At 57.3% G+C, this 16,885-nt stretch carries 12 protein-coding genes; 5 read left to right on the top strand and 7 right to left on the bottom strand.

Going from position 1 to position 16,885, the window contains the following annotated elements; genetic code table 11:
* Window positions 1-130 precede the first annotated feature (130 nt).
* The 3 genes from GM298_RS13635 to GM298_RS13625 are packed head-to-tail and all read right to left on the bottom strand — an operon-like array spanning window position 131 to window position 1,841.
* Window positions 131-328, bottom strand: a complete 198-nt coding sequence (locus GM298_RS13635; protein ID WP_008501627.1) for a YpfN family protein — start codon at window positions 326-328, stop codon at window positions 131-133.
* 24 nt (window positions 329-352) lie between these two features.
* Entirely contained in the window at window positions 353-1,480 is a 1,128-nt protein-coding gene (gene dapE / locus GM298_RS13630) for a succinyl-diaminopimelate desuccinylase (protein ID WP_025758963.1), read from the bottom strand.
* A gap of 10 nt (window positions 1,481-1,490) precedes the next feature.
* On the bottom strand, window positions 1,491-1,841 hold the full coding sequence (locus GM298_RS13625; protein ID WP_025758964.1) for an ArsC family reductase: 351 nt from the start codon (window positions 1,839-1,841) through the stop codon (window positions 1,491-1,493).
* Window positions 1,842-2,228: 387 nt separating this feature from the next.
* Between GM298_RS13625 and ypfM the strand changes: the two genes are divergently transcribed.
* Window positions 2,229-2,288: a protein YpfM gene (gene ypfM, locus GM298_RS13620; protein WP_015572204.1), complete on the top strand. Its 60-nt coding sequence runs from the start codon at window positions 2,229-2,231 to the stop codon at window positions 2,286-2,288.
* A 109-nt stretch (window positions 2,289-2,397) separates the two neighbouring features.
* On the opposite strand, the gene acrD is transcribed toward ypfM, so the two are convergent.
* Together acrD and narQ are read right to left on the bottom strand one after the other, a co-directional pair.
* Window positions 2,398-5,511, bottom strand: a complete 3,114-nt coding sequence (gene acrD, locus GM298_RS13615) for a multidrug efflux RND transporter permease AcrD (RefSeq protein ID WP_045286569.1) — start codon at window positions 5,509-5,511, stop codon at window positions 2,398-2,400.
* Window positions 5,512-5,653: 142 nt separating this feature from the next.
* Window positions 5,654-7,348 (bottom strand): nitrate/nitrite two-component system sensor histidine kinase NarQ, encoded by a 1,695-nt coding sequence (gene narQ, locus GM298_RS13610; protein ID WP_095449850.1) that lies wholly within the window; start codon window positions 7,346-7,348, stop codon window positions 5,654-5,656.
* A 152-nt stretch (window positions 7,349-7,500) separates the two neighbouring features.
* Between narQ and aegA the strand changes: the two genes are divergently transcribed.
* The 3 genes from aegA to GM298_RS13595 all read left to right on the top strand — a co-directional run bounded on the left by aegA (window position 7,501) and on the right by GM298_RS13595 (window position 11,286).
* Window positions 7,501-9,477 (top strand): formate-dependent uric acid utilization protein AegA, encoded by a 1,977-nt coding sequence (gene aegA / locus GM298_RS13605; RefSeq protein WP_266154253.1) that lies wholly within the window; start codon window positions 7,501-7,503, stop codon window positions 9,475-9,477.
* A 66-nt stretch (window positions 9,478-9,543) separates the two neighbouring features.
* On the top strand, window positions 9,544-10,137 hold the full coding sequence (nudK, locus tag GM298_RS13600; RefSeq protein ID WP_025758800.1) for a GDP-mannose pyrophosphatase NudK: 594 nt from the start codon (window positions 9,544-9,546) through the stop codon (window positions 10,135-10,137).
* 105 nt (window positions 10,138-10,242) lie between these two features.
* Window positions 10,243-11,286: a DUF1176 domain-containing protein gene (locus tag GM298_RS13595; RefSeq protein ID WP_095452161.1), complete on the top strand. Its 1,044-nt coding sequence runs from the start codon at window positions 10,243-10,245 to the stop codon at window positions 11,284-11,286.
* Between the two features lie 46 nt (window positions 11,287-11,332).
* Here GM298_RS13595 and tkt read toward each other — a convergent pair whose 3' ends face one another.
* The gene (gene tkt / locus GM298_RS13590; RefSeq protein ID WP_266154251.1) at window positions 11,333-13,321 is read right to left on the bottom strand and encodes a transketolase; all 1,989 of its coding nucleotides are present in this window, start codon (window positions 13,319-13,321) and stop codon (window positions 11,333-11,335) included.
* A 19-nt stretch (window positions 13,322-13,340) separates the two neighbouring features.
* Window positions 13,341-14,291 carry a transaldolase gene (tal, locus tag GM298_RS13585; RefSeq protein ID WP_025758795.1) on the bottom strand — a complete coding sequence of 317 codons (951 nt, stop codon included), beginning with the start codon at window positions 14,289-14,291 and terminating at the stop codon, window positions 13,341-13,343.
* 246 nt (window positions 14,292-14,537) lie between these two features.
* Between tal and maeB the strand changes: the two genes are divergently transcribed.
* Window positions 14,538-16,817, top strand: a complete 2,280-nt coding sequence (gene maeB, locus GM298_RS13580; RefSeq protein WP_025758794.1) for an NADP-dependent oxaloacetate-decarboxylating malate dehydrogenase — start codon at window positions 14,538-14,540, stop codon at window positions 16,815-16,817.
* Window positions 16,818-16,885 lie beyond the last annotated feature (68 nt).

The raw sequence follows: 16,885 nt of genomic DNA, 5'->3' as shown, positions 1-16,885 counted from the left end.
ATGCCTTAGTTGTAAGTGTCTACCATGTCCCCGAACAAGCGTTCACTATGTCCCCGGACCGTACATCCCCAAAGGGGCGAGGGGTGTTTTGTTCCCTCTCCCCTATGGGGAGAGGGTTAGGGTGAGGGGATTACTTCTTCTGGTCCTTCTTCGGCCAGTCGTCGTCATCGTCCCACTTGTCGTTAAAATCGCGGTGCGGGGGAAGATCCGGTTTGTTGGCGAGAAATTTTTTATGATCAACGCGCTTAAGGTCTTTAATCACGTTCAGCAATACGCCGACCAGAAAAACCAACACCAGAACCCACCAGTACTTTGAAAGCCAGTCCATTCGCTATTCCTCTCAGAGCGTTCGTCAGGCGACGAGTTGCTCCATAATACGTTGATACATACGGGCCAGCAGTTGTAAATCTGCCGCATTAACACACTCATTGATTTTATGAATGGTTGCGTTCACTGGTCCCAGTTCGACAACCTGGGCGCCCATACGGGCGATGAAGCGTCCGTCTGAGGTGCCACCCGTTGTCAGCAGCTGTGGCTTAATTTCATTATAGTGCTCGATGGCGTTGACCACCGCATCCACCAGCTTGCCGCGCTGTGTCAGGAACGGCTGGCCGGAAAGCCACCAGTCCACGGTGTAGCGCAGGTTATATTTTTCCAGCAGGGCGATAACGCGCGCCTTGATCATCTCGTCGGTCAGTTCCGTGCTGAAGCGGAAGTTGAACTGGACGAAGTAATCCCCCGGGATCACGTTATTGCTGCCGGTCCCGGCTTTGACGTTCGCAATCTGCATGCTGGTCGGTGGGAAGAACTCGTTGCCTTTATCCCATTCAATTGCCACCAGCTCGCTCAGCATCGGCGCAGCACGATGAACCGGGTTATCAGCCAGATGCGGATACGCAACGTGCCCCTGAACGCCGTGAATGGTCAGATTACAGGTCAGCGAGCCACGGCGGCCATTTTTCACCACATCACCCACCACTTCGGTACTGGACGGCTCGCCCACCAGGCAGTAGTCCAGGCGCTCGTTGCGGGCCATCAGCGCCTCAACAACCTTTACGGTGCCGTTATGGGCGCTGGCTTCTTCGTCAGAGGTGATCAGAAACGCGAGCCGGTTTTTATGGTTCGGATGTTGCGCGACAAAGCGCTCAGCCGCTACCACCATCGCCGCCAGCGAGCCTTTCATGTCTGCCGCACCGCGGCCGAACAGCATGCCATCGCGGATGGTGGGTTCAAACGGCGGGTTGATCCAGCGGTCCGCATCGCCAGCGGGCACCACGTCAGTATGTCCGGCAAAGGCTAGTGTTTCGCCCTGGCCGCGCCAGGCCCAGAAATTCTGGGTGTCGCCAAAATCCATACGCTCCACGGTAAAACCGATAGCGCGCAGGCGCTCAATCATTAATGCCTGACAACCTGCGTCGTCCGGGCTAAGGGAAGGACGGCGAATAAGCTGCTGAGTCAGCTCAATGACCGGGCATGACATAAACTACACCTCAACGAATAAAGTCGGAATAAAGGGTTTCACTGAAACCCAGCAGCATAGGCTTCCCTGGCGCGCAGAGCAATGGGCGTTTGATGATTGCCGGCATGTCGAGCATCAGTTTTGCCGCGCTGTCGGCGTCATTGATGCTGGCGCGAAGAGATTCATCCAGTTTACGCCAGGTGGTACCGCGGGTATTCAGCAAGGCTTCCCAGCCCAGCTCGTTGATAGCGGTATGCAGAAATTCTGCATCAAGCCCATCGGCACGGTAATCGTGGAAACGGTACTCTACGTTGTTCGCCTCCAGCCAGCGGCGGGCTTTTTTGATGGTGTCGCAATTTTTAATGCCGTACATCACAACCATGGTGAATCCTTTTGTCGTTCTGGTGATTAAATGTTCAGTAAATTCGAAGATATATCCTTAAGTGGAATATAACACATTCAGGAATCGTCTGGATTTATGCGTCATCTTAATTCAACTAACAACTGTACGCTGAATATTCTTTCATCCTTTAAGCATAGATGTCCATAAGCTTTAAATGTCGAATAAACTCAGCGGGTAAAATAAAACTCACCCGTCCGTAGGGTTATTTCAGAATATTGCTGGCCGTCACAAAAAATTGAGGGCTCTCCGTTCATATTTATCATAAATCCCCGTATGACGTGGGGTACAATCGCAGCAATTGGTTAAATAGTCTTCACAATGATGATACGTTTTTGTAGAATGCGCATAATAATAAGAGAGGTTGTTATGATTGAACGTGAACTGGGGAACTGGAAAGATTTTATCGAAGGCATGCTTCGTAAATGACATTCAGTAAGAATTGCAAGAGCACTTAAATAAGTAAAATAACCATAGTGTGAATAAATCACACAATAAAAAGGCGGCCGAATAAGCCGCCTTTTTTTATTTCAACCACTTACTCCGGACGTTCCTTTAGCGGGAAGCGGCGACGCACCAGCACAAAGAACAGCGGAACAAAATAGATGGCCAGGACGGTCGCCGAAATCATACCGCCCATGACCCCTGTGCCGACCGCATGCTGGCTGCTGGAGCCTGCGCCGGTGCTGGTTGCCATCGGCAGTACGCCAAAAACAAACGCCAGCGAGGTCATCAGGATCGGGCGCAGGCGCTGACGGCAGGCGTGCAGCGTGGCGGCCATCAGCTCGTGGCCTTTGGCATTCATCTCGTTGGCAAACTCAACGATCAGAATGGCGTTTTTCGCCGACAGCCCAATCACGGTGAGCAGCCCGACCTGGAAGTAGACATCGTTTTCCAGACCACGCATCCAGGTGGCGAGCAGGGCGCCAATGACACCAAGGGGCACCACCAGCATGACCGAGAACGGCACTGACCAGCTTTCATACAGTGCGGCAAGACAGAGGAAGACCACCAGCAGAGAGAGCGCGTAAAGTGCCGGTGCCTGCGCTCCGGAGAGGCGCTCCTGATAAGACATGGCCGTCCACTCCAGACCAAAACCGGCAGGCAGCTGTTGCACCAGTTTTTCCATGATGTCCATGGCCGTACCGGTACTCACGCCTGGCGCGGCTTCCCCGACGATTTCAACCGCGGAATAGCCGTTATAGCGCTCCAGACGCGGCGAACCGCTCTCCCAGTGTGAAGTCGCAAAGGCAGAGAACGGCACCATTCCCCCGGCACTGTTTCTGACAAACCAGCGGTTAATATCATCCGGCAGCATACGGAATGGCGCCGCGGACTGGACATACACTTTTTTTACGCGGCCGCGATCCATAAAGTCATTCACATAGCTCGAGCCCCACGCCGTTTGCAGGGTGTCGTTGATATCGTTGATCGACACGCCCAGCGCCTGCGCCTTGCGCTGATCGATATCCACCTGAAGCTGCGGGCTGTCATCCAGACCGTTATGGCGAACGCGGGTCAGGCCCGGATCGTTGCCTGCGAGCGCCAACAGCTTATCGCGCGCCGCCATCAGCGCCGTATGGCCCGCACCGGCGTGATCCTGGAGCTCCATATCAAACCCGGCGGAACTGCCCAGCCCGCTGATGGCCGGTGGGCTGCTGGCAAAGACGCGGGCTTCTTTAATGTGCGCAAAGGCTTTTGTCGCACGCTCAATAATGGCAAATGATGTTCCCGTTTTGCTATCGCGCGCGTCCCAGTCCTTCAGGCGAACGAACATGCGGGCGACGTTTTGCCCGTTCCCGCCCGGGCCGGACCCGACGGTGGAGAAGACGGAGACCACGTTATCCTTCTCTTTGGTGAAGAAGTACTGCTCCACTTTCTGCACCACTTTCAGCGTTTGCTGCTGCGTTGCGCCACTCGGGAGCTGCACCGAGGTGGTGAACATGCCCCGGTCTTCCATCGGCAGGAATGAGGTGGGCAGGTGCAGGAACAGCCAGACCATCCCGCCCAGCAGCACAACGTAAATCATCATCCAGCGCAGGCTGCGGTGCAGCACGCGCCCGACGGCAGATTCATACCGGGCGGCATTGCGGTTGAACATCCGGTTAAACCAGCCGAAGAAACCTTTCTGACCGTGATGCTCCCCTTTATGCAGCGGTTTCAGGATGGTGGCGCACAGCGCAGGGGTGAGGATCAGCGCCACCAGCACGGAGAGCACCATTGCCGAGACGATGGTAATGGAGAACTGACGGTAAATCGCGCCGGTGGTGCCGCCAAAGAAGGCCATCGGGATAAAGACCGCCGAGAGCACCATCGCAATACCGACTAACGCCCCCTGAATTTGACCCATCGATTTGCGCGTCGCCTGGCGCGGAGAGAGTCCTTCTTCGCTCATGATGCGCTCGACGTTTTCAACCACCACGATGGCATCGTCCACCAGCAGGCCAATCGCCAGCACCATCGCAAACATTGTCAGGGTGTTAATGCTATAGCCGAACGCGTAAAGCACCGAAAAGGTCCCGAGCAGCACCACAGGAACGGCAATGGTTGGGATCAGCGTCGCGCGGAAGTTTTGCAGGAACAGGTACATGACCAGGAACACCAACGCGATGGCTTCCAGCAGGGTTTTCACCACGTCCTCAATCGACGCTTTAACGAAGGAGGTGGTTTCATAGGCGACTTTGTACTCCAGCCCGTGCGGGAAATACTGCGACAGCTCATCCAGACGGTCTAACACCAGTTTCGCCGTGGCCATTTCGTTCGCGCCGGAGGCCAGCTTAATCCCCAGACCGGAGGCCTGGTTGCCATTAAAGCGGCTCAGGTAGTCGTACTTTTCTGCGCCCATTTCCACCGTGGCGACATCGCCCAGACGCACTTCCGACCCATCCTGATTCACCCGCAGGGTGATGTTGCGGAACTGCTCCGGCGTCTGCAGCAGGGATTGCGAATTAATGGTGGCGTTCAGGGCCTGTTTATCAACGGAAGGGGTTCCCCCGAGCTGCCCTACGGCAATCTGGGCGTTTTGGGCTTTGATGGCATCCGTTACGTCGGTTGCCGTCATCTGGTAGCTGTTGAGCTTGTTGGGATCGAGCCAGATGCGCATTGAATATTGTGAACCGTAAGCGTCGATATCCCCGACGCCGTTAATACGGCTGAGCGGATCCTGAATATTACTGGCGACGTAGTCCGCGATATCCTGTTTATCCATCGAGCCATCTGTCGAGACAAACGCGATGGTCAAAATATTGGTGTCGCCGGTTTTACGCACGGTCACGCCCTGGTTCTGTACCGCCTGGGGCAGTTTGCGCATGGCCGACTGCAGCTGGTTTTGTACCTGCTGCACCGCTTCATCCGGGTCAGTGCCTGCCTTGAAACTCAGGGTCACCGTTGCCTGACCGGTGGCGCTACTTTGCGAGGACATGTACATCAGGTTATCCAGACCCGTCATGTTCTGCTCGATAACCTGCGTCACGGTATTTTCCAGCGTTTGTGCGGACGCGCCGGGGTAGTTTGCGGTGACACGCACGTTAGGCGGGGCCAGATCGGGATATTGCTCAACGGGAAGTGACGTAATTGCCAGGACACCTGTCAGACACAACAGAATGGCAATTACCCAGGCAAAAATGGGGCGATCGATAAAAAAATTCGCCATGAAAAAGTGACCTCGTTTTGCTGCTCGTCATTATTGTTTATTGCCCGCATAACTTTAGCGGTAAGGCTCAGGTCAAACGTGGAGAAAAAAAGGAGATAGTGTAAATTATCATGCGCTTTTCCCTGCGCTTCCTCCTTTACCGTTATTTACCCGCCGGTGCCTGCGGCACGGGGAACGTGACGCTGACCAGCGTGCCCCCGTTTTGTGGCTGCGAAAAGTGCAGTGCTCCCCCAAGCCGTTGCGCGCGTTCACGCATAATGTTCAGACCGTAGTGTCCCGGCGGCTCGCTGGCTTCGCCAATTCCGATGCCGTTGTCACGAATGCTAACGCGGTGCGTACCGTCCACAGCCGTCACGCAGCTCACGGTGATCTCGCTGGCCTGCGCGTGCTTAATGGCGTTCAACACCGCCTCACGCACGATCTGTAACAGATGAACCTGCTTTTGCGCGTCGAGCGCCAGCGAGGAGAGGCGACAGTCAAGGTGCAGCTTCGCCTGCGTCTGGCTCTGCAGCGCGTCAAGAGACTCCTGCAACGCCGCGGGTAAATTCGCGTGATTCAGCGTCAGGCGGAAGGTGGTGAGCAACTCGCGCAACTGCTGCCAGGCGTTGTTCAGCTCGCGGGAGAAATCGGTAATGATGGTCTGCGCCGGGGTGTTCTCCTCCGGCACGGCGCGTTTCAGCAGCGTAAGCTGAATGCGCAGATACGACAACACCTGCGCCAGCGAGTCATGCAGTTCGCGGGCAATGGTGGCGCGCTCTTCCATCAGCAGCAGCTGCTGGTAATGCTTCTGCGCCTGGTTAAAGTACAGTCCACGCCCGAGCATGGTCGCCACGCTTCTCATCAGAGGGAGAGGGACGCTGTCCGTCTCGCTTTGCCAGCGCAGCTCGCCGTAGAGCGTGTCCTGCATCACTACCGGCAGGTTTTGCAGTGGGATGTCGCGTGACGCCGTCCCTTCACACAGCCGCCAGTCGTCGCTGGTGCGCAGTTCCAGATAGTTCATCTGCGTATAGTCATGGACAATCTGCAGGATATGCCGGAAACAGTGGCTGTCTATCTGGCCGGTATTCAGCGCCTGAGAGCACTTGAACAGCATGTCGAGCTGCTGGTGGGCGTCATGCAAATGCCGCGTTTTTTCCGCCACCGAGGCTTCAAGCGAGCGGTAGAGCGTCGCTAACTCGCCGGACATGTGGTTGAAGGCGCGCGAAAGCTGGCCCAGTTCGTTCGGCAGGGCGGTATCCGGCGCAGGGGTGGCAAATTCACCGCGCTCAATCCGTTCGCTGGCGGCCACCAGATTGTTAAGCGGTAACACGACCTGACGACGAATGCGGCGCAGGGTAAACAGCGTCAGCAACAGGATCCCCAGCGCGCCGGCCAGGGAGAGCAGGGTCACCGTCTGGATTTTATGCTCGGTGTAGTGCTGCAGGGCGAGCACAAAGGCATCAATGCGGCCGACAAAATCCTCAATGTGGGTCTGATACCAGGCGCTGTCGCCGCGGGCGATACGTTTATCCATCTCCAGCCAGGCCACCTGCAGCTGCTGATAGCGGGCGTTAACATTGTCCGGGACGTACCAGCGGTCCAGCTTCTGCAGTGCCGGCGCGCGCAACGTCTGTTGCCAGTGCTCGCGGTGCGCGGCAAGGGAAGGGCTGTTGCGCTGCATCTCATAGCCCAGTCGATAACTCTGCATGCGCAGCGAACCCGCAATATTAATCGCCTCGGCATCACGCTGGCTGCTGGCCAGCGTCAGCAGTGCGACGGTACTGGTCAGCACGGATAAGACAATGATCGAAAAGAAAGCCCAGGCAAGGCTTGCGGAAACGGGTCGTTTAACGGTCACAGAACGGCTCTCTGAATAAAATTGATCTGCCACAGGTTCACTGGAAATAATTGGGTCTTCCGGGCATTTGCACATTGCCCGAACGCGCCGTGATGCGTAAATACCATACTCTTATAAAGAATAAGGATATTGAAGCAAAAACAGGTGTGGTTATGAATCGTTTTATTATGGCTAACAGCCAGCAATGCATTGGGTGTCGCGCCTGCGAAGTGGCCTGCGTCATGGCGCACAACGGTGAGCAACACGTTCTGAGCGAGCGCCATTTTCATCCCCGTATTACGGTCCTGAGGTCCGGCGGGAAGCGAAGCCCCGTCACATGTCATCATTGTGAAAATGCGCCCTGCGCGCAGAGCTGCCCGAACGGCGCCATCAGCAAACGCGATGACAGCGTACAGGTGAATCAACAAAAATGCATCGGCTGTAAGGCCTGCGCGGTGGCTTGCCCGTTTGGCACGATGGAGATCATCGTCACCCCGCTCGACCACGGCGGCGTGAAGGCCTCGGCGAATAAATGCGATCTCTGCCTGACGCGTCCACAGGGCCCGGCCTGTATCGAAAACTGCCCGGCTGATGTCCTCTCCCTTGCGACACCTGCCGTGCTGAACACGCTAGTCAAATCGCGCCGCCAGCGTGCGGCCTGCCTGGCGGTCCAGCCCTGGCATGGGGAGGTCGGCAGAGACGATCTTCCGCGCAGCAAACTGCAGCAGATGCAGATGTCCCTGCCACGCGGCGAGCCAGACAAACTGCCCGCTGCGGAACGCGTGTGCCATTTTCACGAAATTTACCTGCCGTTTCGGGCCGAACAGGCCGCCCGCGAGGCGTCGCGCTGCCTGAAGTGCGGAGAGCACAGCATTTGCGAATGGACCTGCCCGCTGCACAACCACATTCCGCAGTGGATTGAGCGTCTGAATGCGGGGGATATTGCCGGCGCGGTCGAACTTTCTCATCAGACCAATTGCTTGCCTGAAATAACCGGCCGCGTCTGCCCGCAGGACCGGTTATGCGAAGGGGCCTGCACGCTTCGTGATGAGGCGGGGGCCGTCACCATCGGCAACATCGAGCGCTATATCGCCGACAGGGCGCTGACGATGGGCTGGCAGCCGGACATGTCCGCCGTCACGCCGACGGGTAAACGTGTCGCGATCGTCGGCGCCGGTCCTGCCGGGCTGGCTTGCGCCGACGTGCTGGCGCGCAGCGGGGTGAGCGTGACGGTCTATGACCGGCATCCGGAAATCGGCGGTTTACTCACCTTTGGCATTCCGGCATTCAAGCTGGACAAATCGCTGCTTGCGCGGCGCAGGGAGATATTTACCGCGATGGGGATCCGCTTTGCGCTGAACTGCGAGGTGGGCAAGGACGTGTCGATTTCACAGTTAAAGGACGAGTACGACGCCCTGTTCATTGGCGTGGGCACCTATCGCTCGATGAAGGCCGGTATCCCGCATGAAGATGCGCCAGGGGTCTATGACGCGCTGCCTTTCCTGGTGGGTAACACGCGGCATGTGATGGGGCTGGACGCAACGGCCAGCGAACCGTTCATCGATACCCGTGGGCTGAACGTGGTGGTGCTTGGTGGGGGCGATACCGCCATGGACTGCGTACGTACCGCGCTACGCCATGGCGCCGCGAAGGTGACCTGCGCCTATCGCCGGGATGAGGCCAACATGCCGGGGTCGAAGAAAGAGGTGAAGAATGCCAGAGAAGAGGGGGCGGCATTTGAATTTAACGTCCAGCCGGTTGAGCTGACGCAGGCTCCTGACGGGAAGGTCAACGGTATCCGGATGCTGCGAACCCGGCTCGGTGAGCCGGATGCGCAGGGACGGCGTCGGCCCGTTCCGGTGCCCGGCAGCGAGTTTGTAATGGAGGCTGATGCGGTGATCATGGCGTTTGGTTTTAACCCGCACGCGATGCCGTGGCTGCAAGCGCAGGGTGTTGAAACGGATGAGTGGGGACGCATCGTGGCCTCGGTCGAAAGCCGCTACCGTTACCAGACGAGCAACCCACATATTTTCGCCGGCGGTGATGCGGTTCGCGGCGCGGATCTGGTGGTGACCGCGATGGCGGAAGGGCGTCATGCGGCGCAAGGGATACTCGACTGGCTTGGGGTTAGCGCTCCGAAACATCATTGAAGCGGCGGGCGACAAAGCGGGATTCACGGCGTAGTATAGGACCACTCATTATGTCGTGGAGCCCGTATGACCCTGAAAATTGACGTTATCAAAGACAAAATTCTCTCAGAAAACTACTTTGTCCTGCGTAACATCACCTACGATCTTACGCGTAATAACGGTGAAGTGATCCGCCATAAGCGCGAGGTTTACGACCGGGGTAACGGGGCGACAATTCTGCTCTATAACCGTGAAAAGCAGAGCGTGGTGCTGATCCGTCAGTTCAGGGTGGCGACGTGGGTAAACGGCAACCCTGACGGACGTCTGATTGAAACCTGCGCGGGCCTGCTTGATGACGATGAGCCGGAAGTCTGCATCCGCAAAGAGGCCGTAGAAGAAACCGGCTTTGAAGTGGGCGAGGTCAAAAAGGTCTTTGAGCTGTACATGTCCCCAGGCGGCGTCACGGAACTTATCCATTTCTTCATTGCGGAATACAGCGACGCCCAGCGTACGCACCGGGGCGGTGGCGTGGAGGATGAAGATATCGAGGTGCTGGAGTTGCCTTTCTCCCGGGCGCTGGAAATGATGCGTTCAGGCGAAATCAGGGATGGTAAAGCAGTGATATTGCTGCAGTATTTGCAGAGTACCGGCTTAATGAATACCACTTTCGAACGGATGTAGAGTGTTTTTCGGATAAATCTATCCGATAAATCCGATTGAGACGACCCGGCCGGAACACGAAGATACTGCCCAGTTACGCGTTTTCGTTCCGGGATTGTGTCATTCATGCGCTATAGCGTCTTTTTATTTTCCCTGTTTTGTCTGCTCCTCGCGCCTCAGGTGCGGGCTGCGCCTGCTCAGCAAGCTTTCTCTGACTGGCAGGTGACCTGCAATAACCAGAACTTTTGCCTGGCCCGCAACACCGGCGAACACCGGGGGCTGGTCATGACGCTCACCCGAAGCGCCGGCGCGAAAACGGATGCCACGCTGCGTATCGATCTCGGCGGGCTGGATACGCCCTCCGTCAAAGAGCCGGAGATTGCCACCCGGCTGCTGCTGGACAATGTGCCTCTGAAGCTGGACAAGCAGCGCTGGCAGCTCACGCCATGGCACCTGAAAACGGACGACGCGGCCACCATCACCGCCTTTCTGAAAAATATTCAGGAAGGGAAGGCCCTGACCCTGCGCGGCGGTAAGCAGGTGATTTCCCTGAGCGGTCTGAAAGCCGCGCTGCTGTTTATTGATGCCCAGCAAAAGCGTGTCGGCAGTGAAACCGCGTGGATTAAGAAAGGTGACGATCCGCCGTTAAGCGTGCCGCCCGCACCCGCCCTGAAAAAGGTGGCGACCGTTAATCCTACTCCAACACCGCTTTCCCACGCCGAACTGAATGACCTGCTGGATTATGGCACCGGGCGGATGAACAGCAGCCAGTGCTCGCTGGATCCTAACCGCCGCGAAGTGCGCGTCACCGCATTAACCGATGAAAAAGCGCTGTTGATCGTCAGCTGCGAGGCGGGGGCCTATAACACCGTCGATCTGGCATGGCTGGTGTCACGTAAAAAACCGTTCTCTGCCCGCAGCGTCAGGCTACGTCTGCCGTTTACGCCGTCGAGTGGCAGCAGTGAAATGGAGTTAATGAACGCCAGCTTCGATGAGAAGACGCGCGAACTGACCACGCTGGCGCTCGGGCGCGGTTTGGGAGATTGTGGCATCCAGACGCGTTGGCGTTTTGACGGCCAGCGTTTCCGCCTGGTGCGTTATGCCGAGGAGCCCAGCTGCGATAACTGGAATGGGCCAGATGCCTGGCCCACGTTGTGGATCACGCGTTAGCTTTGCCGGGTAAGCGATAGCGCCACCCGACAATAAACATACCGCACTACAGCACGCTCAGCGCCTTCTCTACCACGTTCTCAACGGTGAAACCAAAATACGGGAACAGCTTGTCGGCAGGGGCGGACTCACCGTAGCCGCGCATGCCCACAATCGCCCCTTTAAGGCCGACATATTTGTACCAGTAGTCGGCAATACCGGCTTCAACCGCCACGCGCGCCGCGACGTTAGAGGGCAGCACCGACTCACGGTACGCCTCATCCTGGGCGTCAAAAATATCCGTTGAGGGCAGGGATACCACGCGCACCGCGTGACCTTCGGCGGTCAGTTTTTCCGCCGCTTTCACCGTGATTTCCACCTCTGAACCGGTCGCAATCAGGATCACGTCCGGCTTGCCGCCGCTGTCTTTCAGGATGTAGCCGCCGCGGGCGATATTTTTCACCTGCTCCGGGGTGCGTTCAATCTGCGTCAGGTTCTGGCGTGACAGAATTAATGCCGTTGGGCCATTGTGGCGCTCCACCGCCAGTTTCCAGCCGACCGCTGCTTCAACCTGATCGCACGGACGCCAGGTGCTGAAGTTTGGCGTTAAGCGCAGGCTCGCCAGTTGTTCAACCGCCTGGTGCGTGGGGCCATCTTCCCCGAGACCAATGGAGTCATGGGTATAGACCATAATCTGTCGCGCCTTCATTAAGGCCGCCATGCGCGCTGCGTTACGGGCATATTCGACAAACATCAGGAAGGTGGCGGTGTAGGGCACGAAACCACCGTGATGAGCGATGCCGTTGGCAATGGCGGTCATCCCGAATTCGCGCACGCCGTAGTGGATGTAGTTCCCGGCAATGTCCTCTTTCAGCGATTTCGAGCCGGACCAGATGGTCAGGTTACTTGGGGCCAGATCCGCCGAGCCGCCAAGCAGTTCGGGCAGCAGCGGACCAATGGCATTCAGCGTGTTTTGCGAAGCCTTACGGGTGGCGATTTTCGCCGGGTTGGACTGCAGGTTTTCAATAAGCGCCTGGGTTTTATCGTCCCAGTCTTCCGGCAGGCCACCACTCATGCGGCGAGAGAATTCGGCGGCCAGTTCCGGGTGTCCTTTTTTGTATGCGGCAAACTTCTCGTTCCAGGCCTGCTGGGCTTTTTCACCCGCTTCACGGGCGTCCCACGCCCGGTAAATCTCTTTCGGGATCTCAAACGGCGGATGTTTCCAGCCCAGTTTTTGCCGGGTCAGCGCCACTTCCTCTTCACCCAGCGCCGCGCCGTGCGCCTCTTCCTTGCCGGCCTTGTTCGGTGAACCAAAGCCGATAACCGTGCGGCAGATAATCAGCGACGGTTTGTCCTTCACGCTTTGCGCTTCCTGAATCGCTTTTTTCACCGCCTCAGGATCGTGGCCGTCGATCTCATGCACCACGTGCCAGTGGTAGGCTTCGAAGCGTTTTGCCGTGTCGTCGGTGAACCAGCCCTCGGTTTCCCCGTCGATGGAGATACCGTTGTGATCGTAGAAGCCAATCAACTTACCCAGCCCCAGGGTGCCCGCCAGGGAACAGACTTCATGGGAAATCCCCTCCATCAGACAGCCGTCACCCATAAACACGTACGTGTAGTGATCGACAATGTCGTGCCCCGGCTGGTTAAACTGCGCCGCCAGCGTGCGCTCGGCAATCGCCAGCCCGACCGCATTAGCCAGCCCCTGACCGAGCGGCCCGGTGGTCGTTTCTACCCCAGGCGTATAGCCAATTTCCGGGTGACCCGGCGTTTTTGAGTGCAGCTGGCGGAAGTTTTTCAGCTCCTCGAGCGGCAGATCATAGCCGGAAAGATGCAGCAGGCTGTAGAGCAGCATCGAGGCGTGGCCGTTGGAGAGAATAAAACGGTCGCGGTCGTACCAGGTGGGGTCATTGGGGTTGTGTTTCAGAAAGTCGTTCCACAACACTTCGGCAATATCAGCCATGCCCATTGGCGCGCCGGGGTGGCCGGAATTGGCTTTTTGCACGGCATCCATGCTGAGGGCGCGAATGGCATTGGCTAGCTCTTTACGGGACATAGTTCACTCCGTGGCAAGGTTAAAGTTTGGCGGCGAGAAGATCTTCAAGTTTGCGCTGGTCAACGGCGAACAGGCGGATACCTTCCGCCAGTTTTTCCACGGCCATGGCGTCCTGATTGTGCTCCCAGCGGAATTCGGCTTCGGTCATGGCTTTCGGTTTTGGCAGCACGGTAGAGGTGGGGATCAGCTTGCGGATAACCGTCTCTTCTTTGTCCTGTAGCTCTTTCAGCAGGTTAGGGGAGATGGTCAGACGGTCGCAGCCGGCCAGGGCGAGGATCTGCTCGGTACGGCGGAAGCTGGCCCCCATCACGATGGTTTCATAGCGGTGCTGCTTGTAATAGTCGTAGATATTACGGACCGATTTCACGCCCGGATCCTCATCCACCACGTACGGATCCATCGGCTGTTTCGCCTGATACCAGTCGTAGATGCGGCCGACAAACGGTGAGACCAGGAACACGCCGGCTTCGGCACAGGCGCGTGCCTGAGCAAAGGAGAACAGCAGCGTCAGGTTGCAGTGGATCCCCTCTTTTTCCAGCACCTCTGCCGCGCGGATGCCTTCCCAGGTCGACGCCAGTTTGATCAGAATGCGTGATTTATCGATCCCCTGTTCCTGGTAGAGTTCGACCAGGCGGCGGGCCTTATTGATGCTCTTTTCTTTATCGAACGAGAGGCGGGCGTCCACTTCGGTGGAGACGCGTCCCGGGATGCTTTTCAGAATTTCCGCACCGAAATTAACCGCCAGCTTGTCGCTGGCTTCGGCGACCTGCTGCTCCTGCGTTTTCCCGCGCTGTTTACCATAGGCAATGGCGTCATCAATCAGATGACTAAAATGGGCAAGCCCGGCAGCCTTGAGCAGAAGCGAAGGGTTGGTGGTCGCATCTTCCGGCTGATAGTGGCGAATCGACTCGATATCGCCGCTGTCTGCAACCACGGTAGTGAATTGTTTGATGCCGTCTAGCTGGTTCATAAATGATTACTCCTTGGAAATAAAAGAGTTAGATGAGTGCGTTAGTTCACACTTCTGAGAAAATCATGATGGACTTAACAAAAAAGCATAGCAGACGGGGGAGGCATTGCTTTTGAGACGGGTAACATGGCTGTTATAAATTGATAACAATTTTTAATGTGTGATGGTGAGAGTTTGGCAGCCTTCAAAGTTTATGTGCTGTCCTGAGGCGATACTATCTGACCGATACGTAAAAGGAATAACAAGATGGACGATCAGTTAAAACAGAGTGCCCTCGATTTTCACGAGTTCCCTGTCCCGGGCAAAATCCAGGTCTCCCCAACCAAGCCGCTGGCAACCCAACGCGATCTGGCGCTGGCCTATTCGCCAGGCGTTGCGGCACCGTGTCTGGAAATCGAAAAAGACCCGCTGGCGGCCTACAAATACACCGCGCGCGGCAACCTCGTGGCCGTTATCTCTAACGGTACGGCGGTACTCGGTCTCGGTAACATCGGTGCCCTGGCGGGTAAACCGGTGATGGAAGGGAAAGGCGTGCTGTTCAAGAAATTCGCCGGTATCGACGTGTTTGATATCGAGGTGGACGAGCTTGATCCTGACAAATTCATTAACGTGGTGGCCGCGCTGGAGCCGACCTTCGGCGGGATTAACCTGGAAGACATCAAAGCGCCGGAATGTTTCTATATCGAGCAGAAGCTGCGCGAGCGTATGAACATTCCCGTGTTCCATGATGACCAGCACGGCACCGCGATTATCAGCACCGCCGCGATTCTGAACGGCCTGCGCGTGGTAGAAAAAAATCTCTCTGACGTGCGCATGGTGGTTTCTGGCGCAGGTGCGGCGGCCATCGCCTGTATGAACCTGCTGGTGGCGCTGGGTATGCAGAAGCACAACATCGTGGTCTGTGATTCTAAAGGCGTTATCTATAAAGACCGCGAGCCCAACATGGCGGAAACCAAAGCGGCGTATGCGGTCGAAGACGACGGCAAGCGCACGCTCGAGGACGTCATTGACGGCGCGGATATCTTCCTCGGCTGCTCGGGCCCGAAAGTGCTGACCCAGGAGATGGTGAAGAAGATGGCGCGCGCGCCAATGATCCTGGCCCTGGCGAACCCGGAGCCGGAAATTCTGCCGCCGCTGGCGAAAGCGGTGCGTGAAGATGCCATTATCTGTACCGGCCGTTCCGACTACCCGAACCAGGTCAACAACGTGCTCTGCTTCCCGTTCATCTTCCGCGGCGCACTGGACGTTGGCGCAACGGCGATCAACGAAGAGATGAAGCTTGCCGCCGTGCACGCCATTGCGGAACTGGCCCACGCCGAGCAGAGCGAAGTGGTGGCCTCCGCCTACGGCGATCAGGATCTGAGCTTTGGCCCGGACTACATCATTCCTAAACCGTTTGACCCGCGCCTGATTGTCAAAATTGCGCCAGCGGTGGCCAAAGCGGCGATGGATTCCGGCGTGGCGACGCGTCCGATTCAGGATTTTGACGCTTACATCGATAAGCTCACCGAGTTTGTCTATAAAACTAACCTGTTCATGAAGCCGATCTTCTCGCAGGCGCGTGCTGACGCGAAGCGCGTGGTGCTGGCGGAAGGGGAAGAGGCGCGCGTGCTGCACGCTACCCAGGAGCTGATCACCTTAGGTCTGGCGAAGCCGATCCTGATTGGTCGTCCGAGCGTGATTGAGATGCGCATTCAGAAGCTGGGTCTGCAGATTAAGCCGGGCGTCGACTTCGAAATCGTCAACAACGAATCCGATCCGCGCTTTAAAGAGTACTGGAGCGAATACTACGCGATCATGAAGCGTCGGGGGATCACCCAGGAGCAGGCGCAGAAAGCCGTCATCAGCAACACGACGGTGATCGGCGCGATTATGGTCCATCGCGGTGAAGCGGACGCATTGATCTGCGGCACCATCGGCGATTATCACGAGCACTTTAGCGTGGTGCAGGAGATCTTCGGCTATCGTGACGGGGTTCATACCGCCGGGGCGATGAATGCCCTGCTGCTGCCGAGCGGCAACACCTTTATCGCTGACACCTACGTTAACGACGATCCGAGCCCGGACGAGCTGGCGGAAATCACCGTGATGGCCGCAGAGACCGTGCGCCGCTTTGGTATCGAGCCGAAGGTGGCGCTGCTGTCGCACTCTAACTTTGGTTCGTCTAAATCTGCGGCGGCCTGCAAAATGCGTGAGACGCTGGCGCTGGTGCGCGAGCGCGCGCCGGAGCTGATGATTGACGGGGAAATGCACGGTGATGCGGCACTGGTGGAAAGCATCCGCAACGAACGTATGCCGGACAGCCCGCTGAAAGGATCGGCGAATATCCTGATTATGCCGAACGTGGAAGCGGCGCGTATCAGCTACAACCTGCTGCGCGTCTCCAGCTCTGAAGGGGTGACCGTAGGGCCGGTGCTGATGGGCGTGGCGAAACCGGTGCACGTGTTAACGCCAATTGCTTCTGTGCGCCGTATCGTGAATATGGTGGCCCTGGCGGTGGTTGAGGCGCAGACCCAGCCGCTGTAAGCGCGTGGTGTCGGGTGGCGCGTTCGCTTACCCGACCTACGGGTTGACCAGGACGGATAAGCGCAGCG

The sequence above is a fragment of the Enterobacter sp. HSTU-ASh6 genome, from assembly GCF_026319105.1.
In the GTDB taxonomy this organism is placed as follows: Bacteria; Pseudomonadota; Gammaproteobacteria; order Enterobacterales; family Enterobacteriaceae; genus Enterobacter; species Enterobacter sichuanensis.
Note: the sequence above shows the minus strand (reverse complement) of the source record. Positions and strands in the feature narration are given on the sequence as shown.

What these genes read in the sequence shown, in the direction of transcription:
- GM298_RS13625 (WP_025758964.1), bottom strand. Translation starts at nt 1,841, where the DNA reads ATGGTTGTGATGTACGGCATTAAAAATTGCGACACCATCAAAAAAGCC.
- maeB (WP_025758794.1), top strand. Translation starts at nt 14,538, where the DNA reads ATGGACGATCAGTTAAAACAGAGTGCCCTCGATTTTCACGAGTTCCCT.
- nudK (WP_025758800.1), top strand. Translation starts at nt 9,544, where the DNA reads ATGACCCTGAAAATTGACGTTATCAAAGACAAAATTCTCTCAGAAAAC.
- acrD (WP_045286569.1), bottom strand. Translation starts at nt 5,511, where the DNA reads ATGGCGAATTTTTTTATCGATCGCCCCATTTTTGCCTGGGTAATTGCC.
- tkt (WP_266154251.1), bottom strand. Translation starts at nt 13,321, where the DNA reads ATGTCCCGTAAAGAGCTAGCCAATGCCATTCGCGCCCTCAGCATGGAT.
- tal (WP_025758795.1), bottom strand. Translation starts at nt 14,291, where the DNA reads ATGAACCAGCTAGACGGCATCAAACAATTCACTACCGTGGTTGCAGAC.
- GM298_RS13595 (WP_095452161.1), top strand. Translation starts at nt 10,243, where the DNA reads ATGCGCTATAGCGTCTTTTTATTTTCCCTGTTTTGTCTGCTCCTCGCG.
- dapE (WP_025758963.1), bottom strand. Translation starts at nt 1,480, where the DNA reads ATGTCATGCCCGGTCATTGAGCTGACTCAGCAGCTTATTCGCCGTCCT.
- aegA (WP_266154253.1), top strand. Translation starts at nt 7,501, where the DNA reads ATGAATCGTTTTATTATGGCTAACAGCCAGCAATGCATTGGGTGTCGC.
- GM298_RS13635 (WP_008501627.1), bottom strand. Translation starts at nt 328, where the DNA reads ATGGACTGGCTTTCAAAGTACTGGTGGGTTCTGGTGTTGGTTTTTCTG.